The organism is Paenibacillus vulneris (assembly GCF_039543185.1).
GTDB lineage: Bacteria > Bacillota > Bacilli > Paenibacillales > NBRC-103111 > Paenibacillus_S > Paenibacillus_S vulneris.
In genome coordinates this window covers 332551-351021 of record NZ_BAABJG010000055.1, presented here as the reverse complement: position 1 = coordinate 351021, position 18471 = coordinate 332551, and the positions used below count along the sequence as shown (strand labels likewise).

18 protein-coding genes and 1 pseudogene are annotated in these 18471 nt (G+C 50.5%); 12 read left to right on the top strand and 7 right to left on the bottom strand.

Features of this window, described 5'->3' with window-relative positions; genetic code table 11:
- Positions 1–98: 98 nt before the first annotated feature.
- On the bottom strand, positions 99–542 hold the full coding sequence (locus ABEA66_RS34235) for a MarR family winged helix-turn-helix transcriptional regulator (RefSeq protein WP_345594720.1): 444 nt from the start codon (positions 540–542) through the stop codon (positions 99–101).
- 99 nt (positions 543–641) lie between these two features.
- On the bottom strand, positions 642–1787 hold the full coding sequence (locus ABEA66_RS34230) for a polysaccharide deacetylase family protein (RefSeq protein WP_345594718.1): 1146 nt from the start codon (positions 1785–1787) through the stop codon (positions 642–644).
- Positions 1788–2005: 218 nt separating this feature from the next.
- On the opposite strand from ABEA66_RS34230, the gene ABEA66_RS34225 reads away from it, so the two are divergent.
- From ABEA66_RS34225 to ABEA66_RS34215, 3 genes are all read left to right on the top strand, one after another.
- A complete protein-coding gene (locus tag ABEA66_RS34225; protein ID WP_345594716.1) occupies positions 2006–4153 on the top strand; it encodes an S-layer homology domain-containing protein in 2148 nt (715 codons plus the stop codon).
- Between the two features lie 138 nt (positions 4154–4291).
- The gene (locus ABEA66_RS34220) at positions 4292–5200 is read left to right on the top strand and encodes a TIGR01777 family oxidoreductase (protein ID WP_079909160.1); all 909 of its coding nucleotides are present in this window, start codon (positions 4292–4294) and stop codon (positions 5198–5200) included.
- Positions 5201–5228: 28 nt separating this feature from the next.
- Positions 5229–5546: a hypothetical protein gene (locus ABEA66_RS34215; protein WP_079909161.1), complete on the top strand. Its 318-nt coding sequence runs from the start codon at positions 5229–5231 to the stop codon at positions 5544–5546.
- 36 nt (positions 5547–5582) lie between these two features.
- Here the strand turns inward: ABEA66_RS34215 and ABEA66_RS34210 are convergent, their stop codons facing one another.
- Together ABEA66_RS34210 and ABEA66_RS34205 are read right to left on the bottom strand one after the other, a co-directional pair.
- Positions 5583–7736 carry a DNA topoisomerase III gene (locus tag ABEA66_RS34210; protein ID WP_345594710.1) on the bottom strand — a complete coding sequence of 718 codons (2154 nt, stop codon included), beginning with the start codon at positions 7734–7736 and terminating at the stop codon, positions 5583–5585.
- A 111-nt stretch (positions 7737–7847) separates the two neighbouring features.
- Positions 7848–8688: pseudogene (locus ABEA66_RS34205) on the bottom strand (AraC family transcriptional regulator).
- Positions 8689–8824: 136 nt separating this feature from the next.
- Between ABEA66_RS34205 and ABEA66_RS34200 the strand changes: the two are divergent.
- Both ABEA66_RS34200 and ABEA66_RS34195 read left to right on the top strand, forming a co-directional pair.
- Positions 8825–9829, top strand: coding sequence for a Gfo/Idh/MocA family protein (locus ABEA66_RS34200; protein WP_345594708.1), 1005 nt, complete (start codon positions 8825–8827; stop codon positions 9827–9829).
- A gap of 13 nt (positions 9830–9842) precedes the next feature.
- Positions 9843–10784 (top strand): aldo/keto reductase, encoded by a 942-nt coding sequence (locus tag ABEA66_RS34195; protein WP_192701580.1) that lies wholly within the window; start codon positions 9843–9845, stop codon positions 10782–10784.
- Between the two features lie 55 nt (positions 10785–10839).
- Here the strand turns inward: ABEA66_RS34195 and ABEA66_RS34190 are convergent, their stop codons facing one another.
- A complete protein-coding gene (locus ABEA66_RS34190) occupies positions 10840–10986 on the bottom strand; it encodes a DUF4023 domain-containing protein (RefSeq protein ID WP_079909166.1) in 147 nt (48 codons plus the stop codon).
- Positions 10987–11147: 161 nt separating this feature from the next.
- Between ABEA66_RS34190 and ABEA66_RS34185 the strand changes: the two genes are divergently transcribed.
- From ABEA66_RS34185 to ABEA66_RS34155, 7 genes are all read left to right on the top strand, one after another.
- Positions 11148–11768, top strand: coding sequence for a class I SAM-dependent methyltransferase (locus ABEA66_RS34185; protein ID WP_345594705.1), 621 nt, complete (start codon positions 11148–11150; stop codon positions 11766–11768).
- A 22-nt stretch (positions 11769–11790) separates the two neighbouring features.
- Positions 11791–12654 carry a carbon-nitrogen hydrolase family protein gene (locus ABEA66_RS34180; protein WP_345594703.1) on the top strand — a complete coding sequence of 288 codons (864 nt, stop codon included), beginning with the start codon at positions 11791–11793 and terminating at the stop codon, positions 12652–12654.
- A gap of 16 nt (positions 12655–12670) precedes the next feature.
- Entirely contained in the window at positions 12671–13339 is a 669-nt protein-coding gene (locus ABEA66_RS34175) for a GNAT family N-acetyltransferase (RefSeq protein WP_345594701.1), read from the top strand.
- A gap of 82 nt (positions 13340–13421) precedes the next feature.
- Positions 13422–14060 carry a superoxide dismutase family protein gene (locus ABEA66_RS34170; protein WP_079909170.1) on the top strand — a complete coding sequence of 213 codons (639 nt, stop codon included), beginning with the start codon at positions 13422–13424 and terminating at the stop codon, positions 14058–14060.
- A 149-nt stretch (positions 14061–14209) separates the two neighbouring features.
- Positions 14210–14356, top strand: coding sequence for a DUF3900 domain-containing protein (locus tag ABEA66_RS34165; protein ID WP_425571587.1), 147 nt, complete (start codon positions 14210–14212; stop codon positions 14354–14356).
- A 56-nt stretch (positions 14357–14412) separates the two neighbouring features.
- Positions 14413–14601, top strand: a complete 189-nt coding sequence (locus ABEA66_RS34160; RefSeq protein WP_345594699.1) for a hypothetical protein — start codon at positions 14413–14415, stop codon at positions 14599–14601.
- Between the two features lie 34 nt (positions 14602–14635).
- Positions 14636–15268, top strand: coding sequence for a pyridoxamine 5'-phosphate oxidase family protein (locus ABEA66_RS34155; RefSeq protein WP_079909172.1), 633 nt, complete (start codon positions 14636–14638; stop codon positions 15266–15268).
- A 143-nt stretch (positions 15269–15411) separates the two neighbouring features.
- Here the strand turns inward: ABEA66_RS34155 and ABEA66_RS34150 are convergent, their stop codons facing one another.
- Entirely contained in the window at positions 15412–17121 is a 1710-nt protein-coding gene (locus ABEA66_RS34150; RefSeq protein WP_345594695.1) for a hypothetical protein, read from the bottom strand.
- A gap of 33 nt (positions 17122–17154) precedes the next feature.
- A complete protein-coding gene (locus tag ABEA66_RS34145; RefSeq protein WP_345594693.1) occupies positions 17155–18456 on the bottom strand; it encodes an AAA family ATPase in 1302 nt (433 codons plus the stop codon).
- Positions 18457–18471: the final 15 nt, after the last annotated feature.

Here is an 18471-nt window from a genome sequence, read left to right as displayed (position 1 = left end):
TAGGAAGCAACAGGAAAATGCTAAAACAGACAATTGCACTCAAAAACCGACTTGCTTCGCGAAAAAGAGGCAAATATCTTCAAGCTTAAGCTTACCCTTCATGAATTCCGCATATTTTTATTTAACCGCTCCGTAAGCCGTTCCATGTAGCCGATCAATTCGAACTGCTCTTGCTTCGTAAACTGATTGAAGGAATCGTTGAGCGCTTCTATCCACAGAGCTTCCGTCCGGCGGATCAGGTCTTTGCCTTGCTCGGTTAGAGCTACATTCTTCACCCGTGCGTCCGGCTGGCTGCTCTCACGAAAAACGAGCCTGGACTTCTCCAGACGATCGATCATTTGTGACATGGTGCTGGGCCTGACATCGAGATGTACAGCCAGCTGTCCGATGGTACGCGTTCCGTTACGATGCAGATGCCGGAGCAGCAGCCACTGTACCCGTGTCAAGGAATCCGGCTGCTGGTCAAACACCTTGGAGCGGAGATGCCGGTTAATGGTTTGCATATGCGTGATAAATTGCTCTAGTGCTTCATTATTATTCATAGAACAGCCTCCATTTAGTAGTATTATATAGTTTTACTAAATATGCTGACAACAGCAAAAAGGAGGCAACGAAAGATTGCCTCCTGTAAGATATACCGATTATTGTTGTTTGACAGGCGTAAGCCGTTCGGAAAAAGTCTTGCTGATAGGATTGAAAGCGATTCGGATGCCCATGGCTTTCTGCAGATCATTAAACTGAATTTGCGCATGGCGGCGTTTCAAGGTAATAGGTGAATCCAGATCAATTGGCTGATCCCCAAGCATAACGACGCTGCTGCCTTTGCGAGTTGTCCAGTGGTTGCCACTATAGTAGAAGTTAATGGTTCCGTCATGATCCTGAATCATGGTACCGCCGATTTGTCCTACGCTTTCGCGAAACGGGATATAGCCGAAGGCTGGATCCAGACTGACGACCTTACGCATAATCGTTCTGTGCAGCTCATCCGGGGTAATGCTTGGGTTCCCGCCTGTAATCCGGGGAATCTGCATAGGATCATCGTTTCGTGTCGCCATTTCGCTGACGGTTGTAAAGCCGTACTCAATACCCGCTTGATGCACGAGAGCTGCCGCGTTAGGGTCCACGCCTCCAAAGGGGTAAGCGTATGTACTAATAGGTCCGCCATTGACCTGCGAGAGCTTGTTTTTGCAGGTATTCGTATCGGAAATGACTTTATTGGCGTAATCCGTACTGTTTTCCAGCGTACCATTAGCGTTTTGCCTGCTTGTCAGCATCGGTTGCCCGTTGATTTGCTCATGAAGGCTATCGGAGTGGCATTCAAACTCGATATTATCTTCAGGATGACTCAGGATTTCGCTGAGCTGCTGCCTGGTCATGAAAGGGATGTTGCTTCCATCGGGATTGTCCAAATAGCGCGTAATGATGAAGTTAACGGCCGGGATATGCATTTCCTTCAAGATCGGATAGGCAATGTCGTAAAAGCTGCGATAGCCGTCATCGAACGTGACGAGCACGGCATTATCAGGGACCTCGCCGCCGGCCATGTAATGCTTAAACTGCTCGAGCGTGATGAAATTGTAATGTTTATCCGCCAAATATTCGAGCTGCTCCCTGAATAGCTTGGGCGTTATGGTGACGCTGCTTTTGGCGGTGTCGCTTAAATGATGGTACATGATGACGGCAACCTGATCCTCATACATATCATTAGGCGAGCTGGAGCTGATGAATGGTAGAATAGAAACACCGATAAGTAGTAGAAATAAAACTTTAACCGATAGCATTTTCATGGGACCCAATCTCCTGAGTTAGTAAGCTACAAGTACAGATTATAAAGGAGGAAAACGCACTTTGTAAATCGACTTTTTTCGCGTAGGTTCGAGGAATGTTTTCTATCAAAAATGTTAACTTTACCACAAAATGATAGAAAGCGATTGTAGCATGTGAAAACCCTGTAATATAATGTCGATGCGCGAGCGAAATACATAGGATTAAGGGATGGGTGAACATGCAGTTAAAGAAAATGTTGGCTTCTGCACTAATTTGCTGTCTTACTGTAGGTTCCGGATGGACAGCAGCGGGCGCAGAAGGGACGGGGCGCACCTTCGCCGATGTGGATGGTCACTGGTCCAAGGCGGAGATTGAGTACTTGTCCGGCAAAGGGATTATTGACGGGGTGGAGAAGGACGGAAAGCTCTGGATCCTTCCAGACAAAACGATTACCCGCGCCGAGTACGTCAAAATCTTGGTGGGGGCTCTGAACAAGAAGAGTGCTGACCCCCAAACGGCCTCCTTCCGTGATGTGAGCGCTGATCACTGGGCGTTCAAGTATGTGGAGACAGCCAAGAAGGAAGGACTTGTAGACGGTTATGAGGATGGAGCGTTTAAGCCGGATGCCGAAATAACCCGAGCCGAACTGGCTGCACTGCTAGTCCGGGCATATCAGTTGAAGGAAAAGCCGGATCAAACCGTCGTGTTTGAGGATGTAAGCACAAGCAATTGGGCATACAGCGTCATTCTAGCCGCAGCATCGAACAAGCTGTTTGAAGGCACGGTAGAAAACGGCAAAACGTGGTTTAAGCCTGCCGCGGCGGCAACCCGCGCAGAATCGATGACGGTCATTGCAAGGTACATGAAGCAGCTGGAGGCTTCTGCAGCCAAAGAAACGGATGAGAAGAAGGATCCGGTTACGACTCCGGATACGACGACACCAGGAACCTCCGGTTCTACAGGCTCAAGCTCCGGTTCCGGATCGGGCGGGGGAGGCTCGCGTCCAAGTAGCGGCAGCGGAGTGAATCTTTCTTTTAGCGGAGCGGATTTGGTAGCGACGATCGGCAAAGGCAACCCCATTGCCGGGACGGACGGCCAGGGCAATTCCGTTGAGCTGACAGGACTTAGTCTGTCCGGCTTTAGAGGAAGCGCCGGCAGCATTAGTGTGGAGGCATTGCCGCAAGCCAATGTGTTCAAGAATGCGAACACGGTTGTTCCTGGTATTGTAGGGCCTGTCATCGAATTCAGCACGAACGGAATTCCGTTCAACAGCGCTACCTTAAGCTTCCAGATTCAATCCACCGGAAGCAGTCAAAATCTGGTCGCTGCGTATTACAATGAAACGGCTAACAAATTTGAGTTTCTGAATACGACCAATGCCGGCGACGGAACCCTCAGCTTTGTAACCAACCATAACAGTAAGTACGTTCTGATTGACAAGCTGGCTTGGGAGCAGGCCTGGAAGAACAACTTGTCCGTAACATCGGGCGTATACAAGCCTTATGTGGACTATGCATTTATTATCGACAGCTCCGGCAGCATGAGCTGGACCGATCCTAACGATCTCCGCAAAAAAGCGGTCACGGATCTTGTATATTCGCTGAACTACAATCCGAATTCGTCTTTCGTAACGGAAACGGTAACAGTGCTCGGCAGCGTGTACACGAATACGGTTCATTCCGAGTCGGACCGCGCGGCGATTATCGATTTTGACAGCTGGGCGCAGGTATACTCCACGTTCTCTGCAGACGGGGCTACAGTAGCCGGTGCGGTTTACCAAATCGATAGCTCCGGCGGAACGAATATTTTTGCCGGATTGAAATTAGCTTATGAACAATTTGAACAGCACGGCGATCCGAATCATCGTTTTGTCGCAGTGCTTTTGACGGATGGTCAAGACCAGGATCCAAAGGGAACGAAGGATTGGAACATGATTCAATCCGCTTACGGTAAGGGTGTAACGCTCGTAACCATGGGATTGAGCAGCGAAGTGGACCGCTTGTACCTTGAAAAGATGGCTCTGCTGGGAGGCGGCCAATACTTCCAGGTGCTCACTGCCGAGGAACTGGAGGCTTCCTTCCGAACGGTAGTGGAGACGACCCGTCATAATGAATTCGTTGACGCGGATCAAGACGGGCTGGACGATTACTATGAGGTAACCGGAATGCTGCTCGAAAACGGCATGCTGATAAAAACAAGCATCGATCCGGTAAACGGTAAGGATACGGATGGAGATGGCTTCACAGACGGTGAGGAAATGGGTCAGCCGGAGGATGTAGTCATCACAGCCGATATGGTACCAGCTGGAAGTGATTTGGTAGGCAAAACGGTAAAAATGTTTAAACATATGAAAAGCTCGCCTACTGATCCTAACGACAAGCCTTAATTAGATAAAGCTGCATCTATTGCCAAATGTTAAGCACAAGCCGAATTTTTGCGGTTTGTGCTTTTTATTTATCGGAATTTATGTTATATAATGTTTTTATGTATTCATTATTTTTTTATTGAAAGTGAGAAGTCATCAATGAAAATTGCCATTGCAGGTGGTTCAGGCTTTATCGGCCGGCATTTGACGGAGTATTTCCTCAAGCAAAAATGTTCGATCATCCTTATCTCGCGGCAGCGCCAAACTCCTAATCACGTACTCATAAGGAACGTAACCTGGTCGGATCTGGAGAAAGATGTCAAGGTGCTGGAGGGGGTTGATGCCATCGTCAACTTGGCAGGTGAATCCATCAACCAGCGCTGGACAAGTGCAGCTAAAGAAAGAATATTACATTCCCGATTGGATACGGTGAACCGAATTGCCGATATCGTCTCCCGATTGGAGAACAAGCCGGCCGTTGTCGTCAACGCTTCGGGGATATCTATATACGGAACGTCGGAGACGGAATCGTTCGTTGAGCATAGCGAACCTAATGTGAAGGACTTCCTCTCCGGAGTAGTGGAGAAATGGGAGAAGGCGATGGATCAAATCCAGGACACACGCCTTGTTAAGCTGCGTCTCGGTATCGTTCTAGGAAAAGACGGGGGCGCCTTCCCCAAGATGATGCTTCCTTATAAGCTGGGGGTTGGGGGCAGAATCGGCAGCGGAAAGCAAGTGATCTCGTGGATTCATATTGAGGATTTGTGCCGCTTGATCGAATTTAGTATCGAAAATGAAGACATTATCGAGCAGCTGAATGCCACGGCTCCTCAGCCCGTAACCAATGATGAGTTCGGCCGTACGCTCGCACGGGTTATGAGAACCTCGCACCGTTTCCCTGTGCCTGCTTTCGTAATGAAAATCATGTTCGGAGAGTTGTCGGAGCTCCTGCTCAAGGGTCAAAGGGTATTCCCGTATCTTGCTACCGAGTATGAATTCGAGTTTAAATATCCTACTTTGGATATGGCACTGCAGGACTTGGTCGGAGCAAAGGCTCAATTGAAATAAAAGACCGGATGAATGGACGAGGTTAACTATGATACAATACGGTTCAGTCGATGTTAGGGAATTGAAATTTATGAATATGAGGTCGACGATCGAGCTGCGGGATGAGCAGTGGGTCGATGTCGAGGTGCGCTTTGACCTGGATGCGGGCAGCGAATTGCCGGAGGAGCTATCAGACTTAAGCGCGCTGCTGATTTGCACCTATTCCGGAGGAATCGCTCAAGTCGTTCCGCAGGATGAGGGACGTGACTGCGAGTTTCAGTTTACGGAATCGGAAAAGGAACAGCTGCGGTTGTATTATGAGTATGAAGTGAAGCCGTTGCTACTCAGCAAGACCGGCGTTCAGTAGGCCATAGAAACAAAAAGAAGATTGGGCGAATTCGCCTCAATCTTCTTTTTGTTGTTGCAGTGCAGCCTTCAATGCGTCGCCTAAGCTAGAGCCGAGGCTGGCATTATCGCTGTATTGATTGATCAGCTTGGCAGTGTTGCGTTTGGCCGCCTTGCCGCTTACGCGATTGTCGTTATTGAGCATTTCAATCACGTTACATTGGCGGCATTGGGCATATTTCCCCGCTTTACCCGTATGAATCTCCATTTTCTTATGGCACTGAGGACAGCGCTTATTCGATAGCATAGGTTCCGCTGCTCTTTTATAGCTGCATTCACGATCGACGCAAACGAGCATTTTGCCGCGTTTGCCTTTGATTTCCTGCAGTGACTTGCCGCAATCAGGGCATTTCGACGTCGTCAGATTATGCGGCTTATACTCCGTAGTGCTGTTCTTGACCTCACGGACCATGGACATGGTTTGTTCGCGGATCCCTTGAAGAAAGGCTTTCATATTGCCTTTCCCTTTGGCAATCTGCTCCAGCTCTTGCTCCCAGCGTGCCGTTAAATCCGGCGACCGCAGGGCAGGGGATACAAGCTCGATTAGCTGGGCTCCCTTGCCTGTAGGCTGTAAAATATTCATTTTACGCTCGATCGTATCGGTCTGAAGCAGCTTCTCGATGATATCCGCTCTGGTGGCGGGCGTTCCCAGGTTATGCTTTTCCATTACCGATAGCAAGGAGGCCTCCGTATAACGGCCGGGAGGCTTGGTTGCATGCTTCTCCAGACTGCAGCGCGCCTCCTTAAGTACATCTCCGATTTGCAGCTGTGGTAACGATTGCTGCTGCGTGCCTTGCTCGTCGTCCTCATTTTCATCATTGTCACCCGATGCAGAGGCTGTGTCTTGCCCATATACGGCCTTCCAGCCTGCGTCTTTGGTAACCCGGCCCTTGGCAAAAAAGCTTTCCCCGGCAAGCTCCACAGTGACCGCGGTTTCATCGTATCGGAATACCGGATAGAACAAGGAAATAAACCGCCGGACGATCAAATCGTACAGCCTGCGCTCATCTGCTGACAGGGTATGGAGCAATGGCGCTTGCTCGGTAGGAATGATGGCATGGTGATCGGACACCTTGCTGTCATCTACGATTCGTTTGGTTATAGGCAGCGGCTTGCGAAGCAGCGGCTTTACCAGCGGAGCGTAAGGCTGAACACTTAAGCTTTCAAGACGGCCTTGCAGGGTCGAGACCATATCGCTTGTCAGATGCCGTGAATCGGTTCTTGGATAAGTAACCAGCTTGTGCTGTTCGTACAGTTTTTGCAGAACATTGGAGGTTTGCTTGGCCGAAAATCCGAATTTCCGGTTGGCATCCCGCTGCAGCTCGGTCAGGTCATATGCGAGCGGCTGGGGTTCATTCTTTTCAACCACCTTAAGTTGTGTTACCTTGGCTTGGCTGTTTTGCAGCCGCGCCAGCAAAGCATCAGCGGCGGCTTTATCAAACAGCCGTCCGTCCGGCTGGTTTTTACCGCGCCATAATCCATGAAAACCCCCGAAATAAGCCTTCAGCATCCAATAATCTTTGGATTGAAAGCTGCGGATTTCACGCTCCCGATCCATCAATATGGCAAGCGTAGGGGTCTGCACCCGACCGGCTGCCAGCTGTGCATTGTATTTGCAGGTGAGGGCACGCGTTACGTTAAGCCCTATAAGCCAGTCCGCCTCTGCACGGCATACCGCCGATTGGTAGAGCGGGTCGTAATCGCGTCCGGGTCTGAGCTTGGCAAAGCCTTCTTTGATAGCCTTGTCGGTCTGCGACGATATCCAGAGGCGGCGGAACGGCTTGCGCCACTTAACTAGCTCCATAATCCAGCGGGCTACGAGCTCGCCTTCTCTTCCTGCGTCAGTTGCGATAATAAGCTGCTCCAAATCACCTCGTTGCGCCAGCTGTGAAATAGCGCGGAATTGAGGCGTCGTTTCTTTGATCAGCTTCAGCTTCATCCGTTCGGGAAGCAGCGGCAGATCCTCGAGGTTCCAGGCTTTATACTTGGCGTCGTAATCCTCAGGCTCCGCCAATGTGACCAAGTGGCCCAGCGCCCAGGTAACGACGTGTTGGGGTCCTTCCATGTAATGCTTATGCTTCTGATTACAGCCGAGCACGCGCGCCAATTCTTTGGCTACACTCGGCTTTTCGGCTAATACAAGTGATTTCATACCTTCTCCTTATGCGGTAAAAAAATGGTTTCTTTTCTTTAGTAAAGCTCCTGTAAACTACATTACTGTAAAACACGCCGGTTGTCCATTTACGCAGCTGGAGGGAGGAGGCTACTTATTCCAGTAAAGATCTCTATACTCTGTCGGCGTCATGCCTTCCTGCTCGAGAAACTTTTTATTGAAATAGCTGGTGCTTGGGTACCCTGCATCCAATGCAATTTGCCGGACGGTCAGCTCGCTCTTCTCAAGCAGCCATTGCTTGCTCATTTGCAGACGGCTCAGCGTTACGAACGTCATGGGAGTCATCTGGGTTGTCTTTTTAAACAGCTTACAGAAATAATAGGTGCTCACACCGGCTTCGCGTGCCCAGTAATCCAAATCAAACGGTTTGCAAGCCTCCTGCTGCAGCCTGGGCAGCAGCTGGACGATCCGGTTGGTCGTCTCCTCATTTTTGCTGGTGCTGAGAGGCACGGCTTGATTGACAAATTCAGCGATGACGGCATATGTCAGCGTGGACAGCTTCGTGAGGTGGAAGAACGCATTTTCTTCGGCTTCGACCAACAAGTCATGCATAGCTTGCTCCAGCGGCTTAGGCTGGCGTATGGACCAAATATGCGACCGGTGAAGTCCTCTTTCTATCAAATAGTCCTTGACTTTAGAGCCGTAGAAATGAACCCATCGCACATCCCACGGGTCGTCGGGGCTGGAATAATACCGCTGCTGTTGAAGCGGGAAGTACAGGAAGGAGTCGCCCGCCTGCAGCGTGTGAAGCTCATTGTCGGCATATACATAGCCTTTGCCGCTGGTGACCAGGTGAATACTGAAAATTATTCAAAGCGCCTTCCTGCCGCTCGACCGTATGCCCCGCATCGTTCTGGTACCATCCGACTGACTCGGGCAAACAAAAATAACCGTGCTCCAATAAGGTGGGAAGTGAGCGTTGGCGACGCATGGACATCTTCTCCTTGAAGACAATATTGTTGTATAGAAGTGCAATAAGTTGTTATTTTCATTTTAAATATTGTTCAATATAATGGCAATATAGTACTACATTATAACTTAGCCAAAACAAAGGAGCTGGGAATGCAATGAGTCAAACAAAGCTGCGGTGGGGAATTCTGGGCTGCGCGGGGATTGCCAAGCGTGCGGTCATACCGGGCATTCAGCAGTCACAGACGGGAGTAGTTTCCGCAATTGCAAGCCGCGGAGAAGAGAAGGCCAAGGAAACAGCGGCCCAATTAAATATCCCTGTGCATTATGGAAGCTACGAGGCCTTGTTGGAGGATGACCAAATTGATGCCGTTTACATACCGCTTCCCAATCACCTTCATAAAGAATGGACCATTCGGGCTGCTGAAGCCGGTAAACATGTGCTGTGTGAAAAACCTTTTGCCCTGAATGCCGCGGAAGCGGAAGAGATGATAGCGGCTTGCGCGAAAGCCGGAGTCAAATTCGCCGAAGCCTTTATGTACCGTCATCATCCCCGTTATGCAATGATCAAGGATGTCATACAGTCGGGTGAAATCGGCACGATCCGAGGCATACGCGGAGCGTTTACCTTCAACAACGCCAAGGATGCCAACAATGTTCGCTACAAGCAATTCATGGGCGGCGGCTCCTTGTATGATGTGGGTGTATATCCTATCAGCGCGGCGCGGTTCATTCTCGAGCAAGAACCACAGGCTGCCACGGTGCACGCTTTCTTCTCGCCGGAGCACGATAACGTCGATATGATGGCATCGGGGTTGCTCGAATTCGCGGACGGCGTTGCCTTGACCTTCGACTGCGGCATGTGGGCCGCCGGACGCAATGTGCTGGAGATTCTGGGAACGGAAGGCCGCATCGAGGTGCCAAGCGCCTATGTCGTTCGGCAGAACGCGGATGATCATTTCTTCGTCACAGTCAAAGGAGAGCGCAGGGAAGTATCGGTTCCCTATGTGAACCAATATGCGCTTCAAGCCGACGATCTGGGACGAAGCGTTCTCGAAGGCAAGCCTCAGAAGTTTGACCCGTCCGATGCTGTACTCAATATGCGTGTCATCGATGCTTGTTTGAAATCTGCACAAGAACGCGTTCGCGTTACTTTGGGATAAGGAGCTGAAGGATATGGAAACGATCCGTATTGAAGGCTTGCAAAAGCCGGTATCCAATTTGATTCAGGGCTCGGATTTCTTCACTCATGCTGTTTACGATAAAGTATGTGACGTACTGGACAATTACTTCGCTATTGGCGGCAATACGATCGATACGGCTCACATTTACTGCGGGGGTCAGAGCGAAGAAACGATCGGCAAATGGATGAAGGAGCGCGGCAACCGTCAGGATGTGGTCATTCTGACCAAAGGAGCGCACCACAATGCCGATGGTCCGAGAGTGAATCCAGAGGCTATCCGCAGCGATCTGGAGAAAAGCCTCGAGCGTCTGGAAACGGATTATATCGACCTGTACGGCTTGCATCGGGATGACGAGACGGTTCCGGTCAGCGTCATTATAGATGCCTTGAACGAGCATATTCAAGCTGGACGCATTCATGCGATAGGGGCTTCCAATTGGACTTATCAGAGGCTGCAGGAAGCCAATGATTATGCGCGTGCCAATGGGCTTAAGGGATTTACCTTCAGCAGCCCGAACTTGAGCCTGGCCAAGCCGAACGAGCCTCATTGGAAGGGCTGTGTGTCGGCGGATGCAGAGACCTGCCAATGGCATGAGAAGACGCAGCTGCCGCTGCTGTCCTGGTCATCGCAGGCAAGAGGCTTCTTTACCGGGCGGTATGCTCCCGATAAGCTGGATGATAAAGAAATCGTCCGCATTTACTACAGCGATGCGAATTGGGAGCGTTTGCGCAGGGCACAGGAGCTGGCTGCCCAAAAGGGAGTCACAATGATTCAGATCGCTCTCGCGTATGTCCTGAATCAGGCTTTTCCTACAGCCGCACTAATCGGGGCTAGGGATATGGCGGAATTGACCTCCTGCCGTGACGGGGCAAGAATCCGGCTGACCGCGGAGGAAATGAACTGGCTGGAGCATGTGGATACCGTTGAGGCCTAAGATTACCTTATATTAAACACTTAAAAAAGCACCCGAATGCGGGTGCTTTTTTCATCTAATTCCCATTGCGATGCTGCTTGTTAGGCAAAGACTTATCCGGATGTCCGTCCCCTTGGTGCTTGCGGTTTTTTTCGTCCTTGGCTTGCGTATCGTGAACCTTCTCGATCCAGCTCTCTGTATCTCCGGTCAAGTTATTCTTCATGGATAAGTTCCCCTCCTTTCATCGTTTCGTAGTATGCCCTTGAACCGTGGTTTTCTTGTATTATTGATGATATAATGTCTGAACAAAAGTTATGATCTGGAAGCGAGCTGATACAGCGAATGGACCCTCGCGAGCTTTTCGGCGAAATGGATATATACTTATTGGATCAGTTATTAAAAGGCCGAATAACGGAAGAAATGAAAATTCTGGATGCCGGGTGCGGCACGGGACGAAACCTTACTTATTTCTTGCGAAGCGGATACTCTATTTTCGCCGTGGACAGGTCGGAGGATGCAATTCAGCAGGTCAGGAAGCTGGGCCGGACGCTTGCCCCTGAATGGGAGGATGAGCAGGCACGGGTAGAGGCTGTTGAAAAAATGGGCTTTGCCAATGATAGCTTTGACGTCGTGATCAGCTGCGCCGTTCTTCATTTTGCCCTGAATGACCTGCACTTCCAACAAATGCTTCAGGAGCTCTGGCGAGTGCTTCGACCGGGAGGACTGCTGTTCGCGAGGCTGGCTTCAAGCATTGGCATCGAGGACCGCGTGGTCCGTATGGAGAATGAACAGTATAAGCTTCCGGACGGGACAATCCGTTATCTTGTAGACGAGCAGCGATTAATGAAAATGACGGAGAAGCTTCAAGGTATCCTACTGGAGCCTATAAAAACCGTCAATGTGGCAAATCAGCGATGTATGACAACCTGGTGCCTGAAAAAGCCTCATATTTTATTTTTTGATCCTATTGAAGAAAGCGGTATAGAGAAAGAATCCCCGGCTTAGCCGAAGTAAAGGAGTTAAAACAATGAAATTGAGAGTATCAGCGGTGCAATACCATTTACATACGATTGGCAGCTTTGAAGAATTTGCCGCGCAAGTTACGCACTACGTAAAAACCGCGGAGGAATTCGAAGCGGACTTCGTCCTTTTTCCCGAATTGTTTACGACCCAGCTAATGTCCATCGGCGGAGGCAAGAAGCACCCGGAAGCGTTGACGATTGAGGAGCTGCCTGCCTTTACGGATTCATATAAGGAACTGTTCGTCTCGTTAGCCCGGCAAACCGGAATGCATATTATTGGCGGAACCCATATTATTGAAGAAAAAGGCCGCTTGTATAACACCGCTTATCTGTTTTATCCGGACGGACGCATCGGGGAGCAGCGCAAGCTTCATATTACGCCGACAGAAGTGAAAGAGTGGAACATGCAAGCCGGCGATGCGCTGCATATATTTGATACGGACAAAGGGAAGATCGCTATCCTGATCTGCTATGATATCGAATTTCCTGAAATCGTAAGAATGGCCCGGGCACGCGGGGCCGACGTCATCTTCTGTCCTTCTTGTACGGATGACCGGCATGGCTTCCATCGGGTCCGCTATACCTGCCACGCCAGAACCATTGAGAATCAAATATATGTCGTGACCACAGGAACCATCGGTTCTCTCCCTACCGTAGACTTTATGAGAGGGAACTACGGACAAGCGGCCGTTATTACGCCTAACGACGTGCCTTTTCCTCCCGGCGGCTTGCTCGCTGCGGGCGAAATTAACCATGATATGGTGATAACAGCGGATTTGGATTTGAGCCTGCTGCATCAAGTGCGGGAGAAGGGGTCCGTAACGACATGGCGCGACCGCAGAACGGATCTGTACACGGATTGGAGCTAGAGAGGAGTAGGGACTCTTGTATCATAAAGAACTGTTTGTTTTTGATCAGGACCGCCCTATACCGGCGCTTGTCCGTTCTTATACCAAGGCAGATTTTGCCGATCTCATCCATATTCAAGAGCAGAGCTTTCCGCCTCCATTTCCATCGGAGCTGTGGTGGAATGAAGAACAGCTGAACCAACATGTGACCCTGTTTCCGCAAGGCGCACTCTGTGTAGAGCTGGAAGGCAAGATAGCAGCGTCTATCACCGGATTGATGATCGACTTTGACCCTAATCATGCGGAACATACATGGGAAGAGATAACGGATGGCGGCTACATTCGCAATCACAATCCGAACGGGAACACGCTGTACATCGTCGATATCTGTGCGCTCCCTGCCTACCGGCAGCTTGGTCTAGGCAAGCTGCTGATGCAATCGATGTATGAAGTCGTTATTGAATTGAAGCTCCGGAGACTGCTTGGGGGCGGACGTATCCCCGGCTACCATCTTCATGCCGCTTCCATGACACCTGAGCAATATGTCGACTCGGTTCTTGCAGGTAGGCTGAAGGACCCGGTGCTTACCTTTCTAATGCGCTGCGGAAGAACTCCGGTGAAACTGATCCACGGTTACTTGGAGGATGAGGATTCTCACAATTGTGCCATGCTGATGGAATGGAAGAATCCGTTTCTCGTTTCTTAACCGTCTGAAATTTATGTTTATTTATTCTCCATTAGGTAAACAATGATAGAGGAACATTTTTGAACCAATGGAGGATAAGAGCATGAGAAAATGGGTTAACCGCGGAGCTCTGATGCTTAGCTTCGCGCTGGTGCTTACTTCAGGTTGTGAATGGAAATCGGTGTCTACTTCGGCATCGACGGACCTTGAGCATCCTGGACATCATGACGGATCTGCTGTGGAGGAAAGTGCTGGTTCCAATTCTATGGCGACCCAGGCTAATGAGCCGGTGCCTGCTCCGAAGACGATCGACATCATCAACAGCAAAGGGTCCAAAATTGGAACAGCCACACTCACTCAGGTGCCTGAAGGAGTGAAATTCCAAGTCGACGTAGCCGGCATGACGCCTGGCAAACACGGTATGCACATTCATGAGACAGGAGTATGCACTCCTCCGGATTTCAAATCGGCAGGGGAGCACTTCAATCCTGAGCATAAGCACCATGGCTTTGATAATCCGCAAGGCTACCACGCAGGAGATCTACCGAACCTGGAGGTTGGCTCTGACGGCAGAGGAAGAGCGGAGGTCGTAGCTCCGAAATTGACCCTCGCCAAGGATAAAGCGAATTCGCTGTTCAAGACCGGGGGCACCGCGCTTGTTATTCATGAGAAGGAAGACGACTATAAGACGGATCCTTCGGGCAATTCCGGTAACCGCGTAGCATGCGGCGTTATCAAGTAATGACATTTTTTGGGCGGTAAGCATTGCCGCTTGAGTGAACCTGTGATACGATATTTAAGCACCCGCCTTAATGGCTGAGCAATCAGTCAATGGGGTGGGTTTTTTACTTGCTACGGGGTAGATTTATATAAGATGAAGTTTGAAGTAGAATAGATTTCTTCACCAAGATTACCAAGCGAAGCGCGGCGGAGCAGGTACCGACCAAGATCGGCCGGTTTACAGTGGAGCCCGGCTATGACTTGCACAGCTATCCGAATTATAATCAGTTTGCCCGCTTGCGAACGGCCGACTCGTAGGATGCTTATGTTTAGCAAACGGAGGAAGAGGCGGAGTATTAAGGAGGGAATGATGGATGTTTCATTGGGGAACTGCAATAGTTCAGTTGATTAATCTCATCTTGATATTACTCGTACTTTATGTCATCTATACTCTTATCCGTAATTCCAATAGAAGCACCAAGAGCCTGGGCAATATCGAAAAGTCCTTACAACGGATCGAAGAGCATTTGAAAATCACCTGCAGAGCAGGACGCTGGGCGTAAATAGCATGCATTAGAGAGGTGGGATAGTAAGACTATGACTCAAGGAGCTTCCGGGTTTCAGCAGGTTATCTCCTCAGAGCAGGAGCTAAGAGATATTCTAGGTTATCCGAGCGAGGTCGTGAATCGTAAAGTCGTCTCGGCGATAGATTCTCATTGCAAGGATTATATTGCCAGATCGCCGTTTGTTCTTATAGCTACGGCAGACGGAGAAGGAAAATGCGACGTATCGCCGAGAGGGGATGCCCCAGGCTTTGTCCTGGTTCTTGACGAGCAGCGTCTGGTGATCCCGGAAAGGCCGGGCAACCGCAGGATGGATTCCTTGCGGAACATCGTTTCGAATCCGAATATCGGCTTGATATTCCTCATTCCCGGTCTGGAAGAGACGCTGCGGGTCAACGGCAAAGCCTATGTTATCAAGGATGAGGCGTTGTTGAATCAGATGCAGGCCCACGGCAAGGCTCCCTTGCTCGGAATCGGTGTCGAAGTAGAGGAATGCTATATGCACTGCGCCAAAGCCTTCAAGCGCTCGATGCTGTGGAATCCCGAATCCTGGCTCGATAAAGAGCAGCTTCCGGTACCGGCACGAATTCTTGCGAAGCATACGGGGTCGACGGAGGAGCAGATTACCCGTTCCCTCGATGAAAGCTACAGACTGCGCTTATATTGATTTCATAACCAAAACCCGCTAATGCTAGATGCGATTAGCGGGTTTTTCTTTGATCTTATTGAATAGACATCTTGGTCCATTTCCCTGCGAATACCGCGTTGGCGGCAATGGATGGATTTAATTTATAGGATACTTAGTGCTATCTACCGCTTGCGGAACACATCGAGAAGCAGCTCGTCCTTGACAGGATCCTGGGTTTCCCATGTAGCGGCGAAACGAACCTGATGGGAAACGCCTAGAATATCGTAGGCATTCACCAAGTGCTGTCTGGCATTGCCAATGATGAGCGTGTGGAGGCGTACCTGCTTTTTCCTGCCGAGCTCGAAGAGCTGCTGCCGCACCTCGGCTCCTATGGTTCCGATACCGTCCGTCACCATTACGAAATCCGCATCCGGAAAGCGGGGATGATGCTCGACCAGCTCGATTCCGCGTTTGATCGGAGCGTCAAAATGCGTTCCGCCCCCAAATGCGAGCTGGGATATGGAGTAGAAGGAGGGCCAATCCGGCTTGCGCCAATAGAGCGGCTGCTCGACCAGCTCGCCTCTTGTTCCGAACAGAAGCAGAATGAAGTCGCGGCGCTCCAGAAGACTGAAGGCGGCGAAGGTGGCGGTGAAGATTTGGGCAAGACGAAGCTTGCTGCCCCGCATGGAATGGGATGTATCCAGCATACAGATCACGGGGCCTCTTTGCGGCTCGTCCGTCCATCCGGTGATGTTATAGGTGAGCAGCTTCCGATCCAGCCATTTTACGGTAAAATACAGCTCATAATCTTCATCGGCCAACAGACTGGCTTCACTGGGCAGCATGTGCGCGATTTGGCCGGATTGCCGCAGATCATCGTATGCTTCCGGAATATGGGGCGATTTCATCTGTTTACGCATCACTTTAAGATGCTGAAGGTTGCGCCCGACCTCCTGGAGAAAGGCGATAAGCTCAGGATGTCTTTTCAGCTTGTCGACCCATGCCATGTAATTGGCGAACTCCTGACGGTGAAGCCGTCCGAGATCGCTTCCCCACCGTCGGTTGGCAATGCGTTGACTGGCTTGCAGCAGCTCATGCACGTTCAAGCTCTCCTGATCCTCCGTGGAGAGAGATTCCTTCAACGACCGGTTCAGCCATTGGCCTAGCTGTTCCTCCAGCTGTTGAAACATTTCCTTGTCCCGTTTCGTGAATCGCTCCAGCTGCTTCTCGCGCTGCTCCAGCTCAGCCTCGGTCTTCTTCAGCTTCTGCCTAGCTTTGTCCCGCTTGGTAAAGTCGGTCCGCATCTGCTCCTGAAGCTCCTCAATGCGCTGTTTTAGCTGAACAATTTCTGCTTCAACCAGCGGACGGGTATCCAGAGCGGTCTGCTTGTCCTCTACATTTTTTTTGCCCTGCTGCAGCGTATAACCAACCAGCTTAAGCTGCTCAATCTGCTTCTCGGATAGCCGCTCTTGAAGGAGCGAGTCGTCCTGCCCTTGCTGCTGCATGCGTTCATTGAACCCGATGGAGAGCTGCTGCTCGTCCTTTTTCCTCCGTTTGACCTCCTCGGCATAACTGCTGGTTAACCACATTAAGCTTTTTAAAGCGGTCTTGAAGGAGGCGTTGACCTCGCCAATCGTCCTGGGGTGAATTGTCCTGTAGAAAAATTGTCCCCGAAGCTGTTGAACGAGCCACCGGTGAAATGGGGGTTCCTCCAGCGTTGAATCATACTGCGGCTGAGGCAAATAAAAGCACATGAAAAAATCGGCAAACAGCTCTACGGAAAACCATTCCGTTGTTGCCTTGGCTTCACGTATCCATTCCTGCGCCGTTCGGGAGGAATGCACGTAACCGTCAAAGACGAAGCGATCGATACGCGCGCATTGGATGATCATTGAGGGTCACCGCCGGTCACTGTGATGGTCTTGCTACAAAGTATAATCGTACTGGACGCCGGGAATCTCACGGTCAAACAAGGTCCGGTACAGTCCCTGAATGGTCTGCAGAATACGTTCGCCTTGAATTCGCAGATGGGTATACTTCACCGCAAAACGGTCTGTTTGCGTAAGCAGAAAGTTTTGGTTGCGGATATAGCCGGGCAAATCCTTCTCCCGCTGCTGCCACTGAACCAGCTTACCTCTCAGCGCTCTCGCCGTATCCTCCAGTTCGACCCGGCAATTTTCCAGCTTCTGCTTCATCTGCTCCTGGGCGTCCTTATTCATGCTGCCACCGACTTCCTTCTTGAATTGAAAGGCGTGGAGCTCGTCTTCAAGGCCCAACCAGTGCTTGGCGGTCTGATCATAGGTGCGCAGCGGCAGCTCTCTTTCCGATTCCTGCTTTAACGCTTCTTGGAACTCCTTTTGAAACAGCTCTTGCAGAACGGTCAAGTCCTCCGGATAATCCCACAGCATATGCGGGGTATAGACGGTATCCCAGACGTTGACGGTATCGCGTCCATTCAATGCCGCCGAGGTCTTCCACACTTGCCCGATCTTTCTCCATCTGCGGTCGGAGAGAGAGTATTCCTTGGCCTCCATTTCCGTCTTTAAACGGAAGAGCATATAGACGAGCGATTCCGGAATCGTTACCTGGCCAGCTTTGAAGCGAACGGTCTCCACGTCCTGAAGCGAAAGCAGCGAAGGGAGAGGCTCCGTCGGCAGCTGAAACATACGTTCATAGCTGGACATTTGCTTAATAAATCCAACCTCATAACGTATCAGAAAACGGTCGTACAGCGCAGTCAGCTGATCATTATCCTCCGGCAGCTCGTTCGAGGCGGCCATCAAGAAAATGAGAGGCGACTGCTCCTTTTCCCGTCCGTTGAAAAATATGCGTTCGTTCAGGATAGACAATAGCGCGTTCAAGATGGCGCTGTTCGCTTTAAAAATCTCATCAAGAAAAGCAAAATGGGCGGACGGTAAATAGCCTTCCGTTTGACGGACGTATACGTCCTGCTTTAATTGCTGAAGGGAAACGGGACCGAACATTTCGTCCGGCGTCGTAAACCGGGTCAGCAGATAGTCGAACCAACGGCCGCTGCCGAACAGCTGGGAGACCGCTCTCGCTAGCTGGGATTTCGCCGTGCCCGGCGGCCCGATCAGCAGAACATTCTCATTGCTCATTAATCCAAGCAGGAGCAAACGGATCAATTCCTCCCGCTCCAGGAATCTGCTCTCCAGCAATCGGATAGCCTGCTCCAGCTTATTCTGTATGTTCTCAATCTCATTCATTGGGGAATTTCCTCC